The 9,619-nt window shown below is 67.3% G+C and carries 8 protein-coding genes; all 8 read right to left on the reverse strand.

Features of this window, described 5'->3' with window-relative positions; genetic code table 11:
- Window positions 1–5: 5 nt before the first annotated feature.
- The 8 genes from O0K41_RS05715 to O0K41_RS05750 all read right to left on the reverse strand — a co-directional run bounded on the left by O0K41_RS05715 (window position 6) and on the right by O0K41_RS05750 (window position 9,604).
- Window positions 6–1,751, reverse strand: a complete 1,746-nt coding sequence (locus O0K41_RS05715; RefSeq protein WP_164222164.1) for an amino acid ABC transporter permease/ATP-binding protein — start codon at window positions 1,749–1,751, stop codon at window positions 6–8.
- The gene (locus O0K41_RS05720) at window positions 1,748–2,299 is read right to left on the reverse strand and encodes a GNAT family N-acetyltransferase (protein ID WP_049449636.1); all 552 of its coding nucleotides are present in this window, start codon (window positions 2,297–2,299) and stop codon (window positions 1,748–1,750) included. The genes O0K41_RS05715 and O0K41_RS05720 overlap by 4 nt, the downstream gene beginning before the upstream one ends.
- Entirely contained in the window at window positions 2,296–3,516 is a 1,221-nt protein-coding gene (locus O0K41_RS05725) for a M20 aminoacylase family protein (RefSeq protein ID WP_164222166.1), read from the reverse strand. The genes O0K41_RS05720 and O0K41_RS05725 overlap by 4 nt, the downstream gene beginning before the upstream one ends.
- Window positions 3,517–3,520: 4 nt before the next feature.
- Entirely contained in the window at window positions 3,521–4,864 is a 1,344-nt protein-coding gene (locus tag O0K41_RS05730; RefSeq protein ID WP_049449641.1) for an LLM class flavin-dependent oxidoreductase, read from the reverse strand.
- Between the two features lie 17 nt (window positions 4,865–4,881).
- Window positions 4,882–5,859: an MsnO8 family LLM class oxidoreductase gene (locus O0K41_RS05735; RefSeq protein ID WP_012479983.1), complete on the reverse strand. Its 978-nt coding sequence runs from the start codon at window positions 5,857–5,859 to the stop codon at window positions 4,882–4,884.
- A 14-nt stretch (window positions 5,860–5,873) separates the two neighbouring features.
- Window positions 5,874–6,236, reverse strand: a complete 363-nt coding sequence (locus O0K41_RS05740) for a DUF3088 family protein (protein ID WP_005409341.1) — start codon at window positions 6,234–6,236, stop codon at window positions 5,874–5,876.
- 157 nt (window positions 6,237–6,393) lie between these two features.
- Window positions 6,394–6,975: an FMN reductase gene (gene msuE / locus O0K41_RS05745; protein ID WP_049397092.1), complete on the reverse strand. Its 582-nt coding sequence runs from the start codon at window positions 6,973–6,975 to the stop codon at window positions 6,394–6,396.
- 52 nt (window positions 6,976–7,027) lie between these two features.
- Window positions 7,028–9,604 carry a TonB-dependent receptor gene (locus O0K41_RS05750; RefSeq protein WP_164222168.1) on the reverse strand — a complete coding sequence of 859 codons (2,577 nt, stop codon included), beginning with the start codon at window positions 9,602–9,604 and terminating at the stop codon, window positions 7,028–7,030.
- Window positions 9,605–9,619: the final 15 nt, after the last annotated feature.

Here is a 9,619-nt window from a genome sequence, read left to right on the forward strand (position 1 = left end):
GAGGGTTACAGGGTCTTGGCCAGGAAATCGGCGGTGCGTTGCTGGCGCGGGCGCTCGAACAGGGCCTCGGGCGTGCCCTGCTCGATCACCCGGCCCTGGTCCATCATCACCACGTGGTCGGCCACGCGGCGGGCGAAGCTCAGCTCATGGGTGACGATCACCAGCGTGGTACCCGAACGGGCCAGTTCTTCGATCACGCTCAGCACCTCGGCCACCAGTTCCGGATCCAGCGCCGACGTGGGTTCGTCGAACAGCAGCACCTTCGGCTGCAGCGCCAGCGCGCGGGCAATCGCGATGCGCTGCTGCTGGCCACCGGACAACTGGCGCGGGAAGGCATCGGCCTTGTCGGCCAGGCCGACCCGCTCCAGCAGCGTGCGCGCCTGCTGCTCGGCCTGCGCGCGCGGCACACCGCGCACCGCGATTGGCGCCTCGATGATGTTCTCCAATGCGGTCAGGTGCGGGAACAGGTTGAAGCCCTGGAACACCATGCCCACTTCGGCACGACGGCGACGGATCTCGCGCTCGGGCAGTTCGTACAGGGTGTCGCCATCGCGGCGGTAGCCGATCAGCTGGCCGCCCACGGTCACATAGCCGCTGTCGGCGCGTTCCAGGTGGTTGATCAGCCGCAGCAGCGTGGATTTGCCGGCGCCGGACGGGCCGATCAGAACCGTCACGCTTCCAGCGCGCAGCTCCAGGTTCACGTCTTCCAGCACCGGCTGCTCGCCGAACACCTTGCCCACACCATGCAGCGACACCGCAGCGCCCTCGCCCGCTTCAACCTGGGTGGCGATGCGCGGGCGGTTGGCCACGCGATGCGCGGCATCGCTCTGCACACGCGGGGGCGATGACACTCGCGACACCGAACGCTCGCGCTGCAGTTGGCCGCGCGCGAAGCGCTGTTCCACGCGCCGCTGCAGCAGCGACAACACGGTCAGGATCACCAGGTACCAGACCGTGGCCACCATCAGCAGCGGCACCACTTCCAGGTTGCGGCGGTAGATCACCTGCACGGTGTAGAACAGCTCAGGCAGCGCCAGCACGTAGACCACCGAGGTGCTCTTGGCCAGGCCGATCACATCGTTGAACGCGGCCGGCAGGATCGAACGCATCGCCTGCGGCAGGATGATGCAGCGCACCTGGCGACCGCGCGGCAGGCCGAGTGCGGCCGCGGCCTCGTACTGGCCGTGGTCGACCGAGAGGATGCCACCGCGGATCACCTCGGCCGAGAACGCGGCCTGGTTCAGGGTCAGGCCCAGCACCGCGGCGGTGAACACACCGATCAGCTGCGTGGTCGGGTACGAGAACAGGCTGATGCCGGTGAACGGCACGCCCAGCTCGATGGTGCTGTACAGGTAGCCCAGGTTGTTCAGCAGCAGCAACAGCACCAGCAGCGGGATCGAGCGGAACAACCACACGTAGCCCCACGACACCGCCGACAGCAGCGGCGAACCAGAGACGCGGGCCAGCGCAAGCAAGGTGCCCAGTGCGAAACCGAGACCGGTACCGAGCGCGGTCAGCAGCAGCGTGCGGCCCAGGCCCTCGAGCACCGGGCGTGCGAAGAACCACTCAGCGAAGGTGCCCCAGCCCCAGCGCGGATTACCCAGTACGGACTGCAGCCCGATCAGGATCAGCGCCAGTGCCAGTACTGTGCCGAACACCTGCAGCGGATGCCGGGCCGGCACGATCTTCAACGCGGGCGCTGGCGCGGGCCGGGTTGCAATGCCATCCAGCGCGGTCGAAGGCGTGCTCACGCGTGGGCTCCTTGCAGCTGGGTCTGCGCAGGCACGATGACGGGCGCCGGTGCCCGCACGTGCTTTTCGAACGGCAGGTGCGCAATGGTTTCGGGATCCGCATCCAGATCGAACAGCGCGGTGTAACCATGGCTGAGGTACAGGCCAACCGCTTCAGGCTGGCGGAAGCCGGTGGTCAGGAACACCCGCCGGTATCCTTGCCGCGCCGCCTGGTCTTCCAGCTCCTGCAGCACGCGCCGCGCGATGCCCTGCCGACGCAGCCCGGGCAGCGTCCAGATCCGCTTGAACTCGGCGGTATCCGGATCGCGGTGCGGCATGAACGCGCCGCCGGAGATCGCCACGCCATCGCGCAGCAGCAGCACGAAGGCCCCTACCGGCGCGGCAAATGCCTGCGCCGGGTAGCGCTGCAGTTCCTCGCGGGCGCTGCCACCGATGCGTCGGCGCACGTCGGCGTAGCGGCTGTCGTACTCCTGTTCCAGGCCATCGAACAGAGGCCGTGCCAGCGGATCATCCACCGAGGTGTAGAAGAAGCGTTCGTTGCTGCTCATGCCACGTCCTTCACCAGATAGTCTTCGGCCAGCCGTGCCCACAGGCTGGCGGCGGGTGCGATTGCGGCGTCGTTGAACACGTAGCGCGGGCTGTGCAGCGGCGCGCTGTCGCCGTTGCCGACGAACACGAAACTGCCCGGCCGCGCCTGCAGCAGGAAGGCGAAATCCTCGCTGGCGGTACGCGGCGCGAATTCGGGCACTACGTGTTCACTGCCGAAGCCCTGCAGCGCCACCTCGCGGATGTAGGCCGTCTGCTGCGGGTGGTTGATCACGCTGGGGAAACCGCGCGGGAACTCGATCTCGGCGCGCGCACCGAACGCGGCAGCGGTCTGCTCGGCAATCCCGGTGACCCGGCGCCGCAGGGTGTCGCGTACCTCCGGCAGGTAGGCGCGCACGGTCAGTTTCAGCTCGACCACGTCCGGAATCACATTGGCGGCCTGGCCGCCGTGGATCGAGCCGACGGTGACCACGCCCATCTGCCGCGGATCGACATTGCGCGACACCACGCTCTGCAGCGCAGTGATGATGTGCGCGGCGACCAGGATCGGATCCACGCTGCCCTGCGGCTCGGCACCGTGGCCACCCTTTCCGATCACCTTCAGCCGTGCCCAGTCCACCGACGCCATCGCCGGGCCATCGACAAAGCCGAACTGGCCCACCGGCACGCCCGGCCAGTTGTGCAGGCCATAGATCGCGTCCACCGGGAAGCGCTCGAACAGGCCGTCGGCAATCATCTTCGACGCGCCCGAACCGGTCTCCTCGGCCGGCTGGAACACCAGCTGCAGGGTGCCGTCGATATTGCCGTGATGGGCCAGGTAATGCGCCGCAGACAGCAGGATGGCGGTATGCCCATCGTGGCCGCAGGCATGCATCAACCCCTCGGTCTGGCTGGCATAGGCCAGGCCGGAGTCCTCGTGGATCGGCAATGCATCGATGTCGGCGCGCAGGCCGAGGCGACGGCCGCCCTGCCCGCGCTGCAGCGTGCCGACAACGCCTGTGCCACCGAGCCCGGTGGTGACCTCATAGCCCCACTGTTGCAGCAGCTCGGCCACACGGGCGCTGGTGCGGTGCTCCTCGAAGGCCAGCTCCGGGTGGCGGTGCAGGTCATGGCGGATCGCGATGGCCGCCTCGGCGCGTGCCGCGATTTCGGGCAGCACGCCGATGGACGTGGGGTCTCGCCGGGCATGGCCGGGCGCTACCGAATTCTCTCCGCTCATCGCCCTACCCCGCCTTCCGCGCCGGTTCGGCGTCGGCCGCGTACCGGCTGGCCTTGTACGGCAGCCCCAGATGCTCACGCAGGGTCTGCCCCTGCAGCTCACGCTGGTGGTAGCCGCGGGCCTGCAGGATCGGCAGCACCTGGGTCACGAAATCCTCGAGGCCTTCGCGCTGTGCGGCGAATCCAAGGATGAAGCCGTCGCTGGCACCGGCGTCGAACCAACGGATCAGCTCATCGGCCACCTGCTCCGGCGTACCGATGAAGTTCGGTCGCGGGCTCACGGCTTCCAATGCCACTTGGCGCAGGCTCAAGCCCTTCTCACGCGCATCCTGCTTGATGCGGTCGGTGGTGGAGCGGAACGAGTTGCTGCCGATGTCACCCAGCTCCGGGAAGGGCGCGTCCGGATCGTACTGGCTGAAATCGTGGTGGTCGAAGAAGCGGCCGAGATAGGCCAGCGCATCCTCCAGCGTGGCCAGTGCAGCGATCGCCTGGTATTTGGCTTCGGCCTCCTCGGCCGTGCGGCCGACGATGGGGCCGATACCCGGGAAGATCTTCACGTCATTGCCGCTGCGGCCGTGTGCAATCGCCGAGTTCTTCACCTTCTGGGTGAACGCGCGGGTTTCTTCCAGCGATGGCGAATGGGTGAACACCGCATCGGCGTACTTGCCGGCCAGCGCAATGCCGTCATCGGACGAACCGGCCTGAAAGATCACGGGCTGGCCCTGTGGCGAGCGCTGGATGTTGAGCGGGCCTTCCACCTGGAAGAAGCGGCCTTTGTGGTCGAGCCGGCGGAACTTCTCCGGCGCAAAGTACGTGCCGCTGTCGCGCTCGCGCACGAAGGCGTCGTCATCCCAGGAATCCCACAGTCCCTGCACCACCTCCAGGTACTCGTCGGCGATCTGGTAGCGCAGCGCATGCTCCGGGTGCGGCCGGCCATAGTTGCGACCCGAACCTTCCAACGGTGAGGTCACCACGTTCCAGCCAGCACGACCGCCACTGAGCAGATCCAGCGAGGCGAACTGGCGGGCCACGGTGAACGGGTCGCTGTAGGAGGTCGACAGCGTGCCGGCCAGGCCGATCTTCTTCGTTGCCGTGGCCAGTGCCGACAGCAGCGAGATCGGCTCGAAGCGGTTGAGGAAGTGCGGAATCGACTTCTCGTTGATGTACAGGCCGTCGGCAACGAAGCCGAACGCGATGCCGTTGTCCTCGGCGGTGCGCGCAATGTCGATGTAGAACTGCAGGTTGACGCTGGCATCGGCCGGGTTGGACGGATGCTTCCAGGCATGCATATGGCTGCCGGGGCCCTGCAGCATGATGCCGAACGGAATGTGGCGCGGAGTGGTGCTCATGGAATCGCTCCTGCAGGTCAGGCCACCGCCGCGCGCGGCGCGGGCGACAGCAGTTCAAGGGATGTCAGGCGTGCGTCGAGGTCGGCCACCGGCGCATCGAGGATGAATTCACCCACGCCGAAGCGCCGGTGCAGCGCGTCCAGTTCGCCGCGCACGTGCTGCGCATCGCCGGACAACACGCTCGGACGTGTTTCCTCGATGCGGAAGTCGGCCACGCCCACCTGGCGTGCGTACTCGGCAGCCGCCTCTGGGCTGGGCAGGTTCACGGTCTGCCCGGGACCGAGGTGCAGCTTGTAGACGCGCAGCGCACCAATATGACGCGCAGCGGCTTCGGCAGTCGGCGCGGCGAAGGCCACCGTAGCCAGCAGCGGTGGCTGCGAGGAGACGCTGCGGTAGGCGTCGAACGCGGCCTCGATGTGCTTCGGGTCGCCGTCGAAGTGCGCGGCGTAGACGAAACGCCAGCCCAGCTCGGCCGCCTGCCGTGCACTCTGCGGGCTGGCACCGAGCAGGAAGCGCTCCGGCGCCTGCTGCGGAATCGGCCGCGCCAGCACATCGGCCTCGGCGCCGGACAGATAGCCCTCAAGATCGCGCAGTTGCTGGTCGAAGTCGGTGAACGCCGGCCGCCCCGCTGCCAATGCAGCGGTAGATGCCGGCAGGCCGCCGGGCGCCTTGCCCACGCCCAGATCCACGCGCCCTGGCGCCAACGCCGCCAGCAGGTTGAAGTTCTCCGCCACCTTGTACGGCGCGTAGTGGCGCAGCATCACCCCGCCACTGCCGATGCGGATGCGCCGGGTCTGCGCCAGCACCCAGGCCGCCAGAACTTCCGGTGCGGGGCTGGCCAACGTCGGCGCGGCGTGGTGCTCGGCAAACCAGTAGCGGTGATAGCCCAGCTGTTCGGCGCGCTGCGCCAGCTGCAGGCTGTTGCGCAGCGCCTGCTCCGGCGAGGCGCCTTCGGCCACCGGGCTCTTGTCCAACACGCTGATCTGATAGCTCATGGTCGCGTCCTCGCTCAGGGATGGGCCACGGGGATGCCGAGCAACCCGTTCAGCGCGGCCAGGATCGGTTCGGCACCGGAGATGTACTGGCGGTCCTGGTGCACGCCACTCGCGAGGTCACTGCGCACGCCCTGCGGCAGCACCAGCTTCGGCAGCGACTGGTCCTGCTCGCCGATTTCGGCGATCACCTCCCGGCGCGGCCGTGCGAAACCGATGCGGCGCACGTCCAGCTGCGCGTCCAGGCCGTCGATGCTCGACAGCGCACCTTCCAGCAACAGGCTGTGCCGGCAGAAGAAGCGCTGGCCGGGAATCTGTCCGTCCTCGAACTCACGGTCGAGCAGGAACAGGATGGGCTTGTCGGTTGCGTCCAGACTCACAGGGTCGTCCTCATCGGGGGGCGGCAATGCGATGCCGCTTCGATATCGATGCTAGAGATGACGGCGGTCGGCACGGCGATGCCGGGCGACAATCGGCGGTCAGATCCGGCCATGCAGATGCGCCTTGGCCATAAGCAAAGCGCCGCCGGTTATGCCGTCAGGCGATCCTTCGCAGCGGCGCCGGTACCGCCAGCGCCTGCGAAGCCAGATGCCCTGCCGCGCGCTCGGCCGCCAGTGCGATGCGCGCCTGCAAGGCTGCACTGTTGATCTGCTCGCCATCGAAGTCGGCAGGCGTGGCATACACCCCGATCGGCAGCGTGTGCGCCTGCAGGAAACTGAACAGCGGCCGCAACTGGTGGTCGATCACCAACGCATGGCGCTCGCTGCCACCGGTCGCCGCCAGCAGCACCGGCGTATCCACCAGCGCTTCCAGCCCGATGAAATCGACCAGGTGCTTGAACAGCCCGGGATAGGAACCGCGATACACCGGCGTCGCCACCACCAGCAGACCGGCCGCCTCGATTGCCTGCAGTGCCTGCTCTACGGCTGGCTCCGCTTCATCGCGCGACAGCGACTGCCCCAGCGAACGCGCAATCGGCGCCAGCTCCACCAGCTCCACGCTCGCATGCACCCGCTGCTGCAACGACGCCAACAAGTGCCGCACCAGCAGCAACGTACGCGACGTTGCCGAGCTGGTCGGTGACCCCACCACTGCCACCACCTTCAATGCAGAAGACATGAAATGCTCCTCGATGATGCCGAACTACGTCCGGCCGCCTTTGGCGTGAACCTCAAAACCGGTAACTGACCCGCCCGTACCAGTACGCGCCGACGTTGCCCAGCACATCGCCGTTGTCCCAGGTCGTCTCGATGCTCGCCACATCGGTGGCACTGCGCGCGTACTCCGGCACCTTGCGCGTGCGCTTGTCGAACACGTTGTTGATGCCCAGCGCCGCACTCCAGCCTGCGCCCAGTTCCACGGCACCGGAGAGATTGGTCACCAGCACCGGCGGCTGCTTGTACTCCACGCCGCTGTTCAGGCGCTTGATCGGGCCGTAGTAGGTGAAGTCGACGTTCGAGCGCCAGCGCCCGTTCTGCCAGCCCAACCCCACCACCTGCGTGTAGCTGGGCGTGCGGAAGCGCAGCGCGTACTCGCTGCTCTTGGTCAACAGGTTGATGTTCGGCAGCCCCTGCAGCGCCGCCGGAATGTCGCTGACCTTCTGGATGGTGGTGCGCCCCACGTTGGCCGCATAGCTCCAGCGCAGCTTGCCCCACGCGGTTTCCTGGTTGGCCTCCAGGGTCAGCTCGACACCGCGCGTGCGGGTGTTGCCCACGTTGGTGAAGTAGCTGGCGTAGAACGCATCACCCGGCAGGATGCTGATGCCGGCCGAACCCAACAGCGCATCGATGGTGTTCTTCTGCGCCGCAGTCAGCACCGTGCCGCTGTTGTCGGTGACGCGTGCAGGATCCTGCGCGTTGTAGCCGATCTGGCTGGACTGGCCGAGCTGGCCGCGGATGTCGATCTGGTAGGCATCCACGGCCAAGTGGAACGCCGGGCTCGGGTCCCAGGTCACGCCCAGGCTGTAGTTGGTGGCTTTCTCGGGCTTCAGCGGCGTAGCACCCAGCGCAACCGCTGCCGGCGAAGACACCTGCGCCACCAGCGTGGTGCCGCACGGGCAGCTGCCAGTGGCCTGGTAGAACTGCGCGCCCAGGCTGGGCGCGTGGAAACCGTTGCTGACCGTGGCACGCACGCCCAGCGCATCGGTGACGTCGAAGCGCGTGGTCAGGCGGCCGGTGGACACGCTGCCGAAGTCGGAATGGTCTTCCCAGCGCGCCGCCGCATCCAGATACCAGCGCGAGGTGATGTTGGTGGCCGCACCCACGTACACCGCCTTGCTGTTGCGGGTCGCCTTCACCGCGTCCGCAGTGGAATAGCCGACGAAGGCCGCAGCACCAAAGCCCGTGTATGACTCCCACTGCCCTGCCCCACGCTCGTATCGTTCGTGCTGGTACTCGGCGCCCGCGCTCACCTCCAGCGGCGACGCAAACGTCGCCACCTCGAAGCCACGGCGCAGGTCCAGGTTGGCGATGCCCTGCTGGTAGTCCAGCTTGCCGTCATAGAAGTCAGTGGGCGAACCGGGGTACGGCAGCGAGTAGTTCACCGAGTTGCGCGTATAGGTACGCACCGTGCTGCGGTTGCCGGTCAGGCTGGCGTCGTAGTCCCAGCCTGCGATCTGGCCTTTCACGCCCGCGGTGCCGGTGTACTGCTTCTCCTTTGTTTCCAGCACCGGCAGGAAGCCATCGGGAAACACGTTCAGCACGCCTGGAGCCTTGTAGGTGGTGAAGATGGTCGCCGGCAGGCGGAAGTTCTGGATCGCCTGCGCGGTGCGATCGCTGGCGGTGGCATTGGCGTAGAACTGCGCGCTCTCGCCCAGGCCATGGCCCACGTTCACCGCGAACGCCTTCAGCGCATACGACGGGGAGCTGAGGATGGTGTTGGCCTCGGCATTGCGGCTGGCTTCGGCCGGGTTCGGCGATGCCCCGGCCGGCAATCGATTATTCGGCCGCAGCGCCACCAGATTGCCGCTACCATCCACCGCCGGGTAGCTCAGATAGCCATCGATGTAGCGGCGGGTGCGGATCGCATGATGCTGGCGGGTGGTCTCGCCGGAGAGGTTGACGAAGCCATCGGCACCCCACGGCAGGCCCACGTTGGCACGCACGCTGGTTCGCGAGCCATCGCCATCAATGCTCTGCCCGCTTTCCACGGCGAGCTCGCCACCGTGCGCCTGCGACTTCAGGATCACGTTGACCACACCGGTAATCGCATCGGAGCCATAGATGGCAGACGCACCATCGCGCAGCACTTCCACGTGGTCGATGGCCGACACCGGAATCAACGCCAGGTCCGCCCACGCATGGCCTGGGAAGCCGCCCCCATTGGCACCGCTTACATAGGCACTGGCATTGCGGCGCTTGCCGTTCACCAGCACCAGCGTGTAGCCCGGTGACAGGTTGCGCAGCTGGTAGCCACGGATCAGGCTCTCCTGGTCGCTCTGGTAGCCGCCGATCTGGCTGAGCGACGGCAGTGCGCGCTGCAGTGCTTCCAGCAGATTGGCCTGGCCGGTGGCGGTGAGGTCTTCGGCGGAGATCACGTCGATCGGCGTGGAACTGTTCTTCACCGTACGCGTACTGGTGCGCGAGCCGGTCACCACCACCGCATCCAGCGTGGACGCGGCCACGTTGGCCGTCGCAGCGGCGGCAGCAGGATCCGCATCGGCTTCAGCCGCATGGCTGGGCGAAGCGGCGAGGATGGCTGTGATCAGAAAAGCGAGAGTGCTCAGGACAGGGGCGTGGGCGGCAGGCATGGGGGCTCGTGGGGG

The sequence above is a fragment of the Stenotrophomonas sp. Sm2128 genome (assembly GCF_030985535.1).
Classification (GTDB): domain Bacteria; phylum Pseudomonadota; class Gammaproteobacteria; order Xanthomonadales; family Xanthomonadaceae; genus Stenotrophomonas; species Stenotrophomonas maltophilia.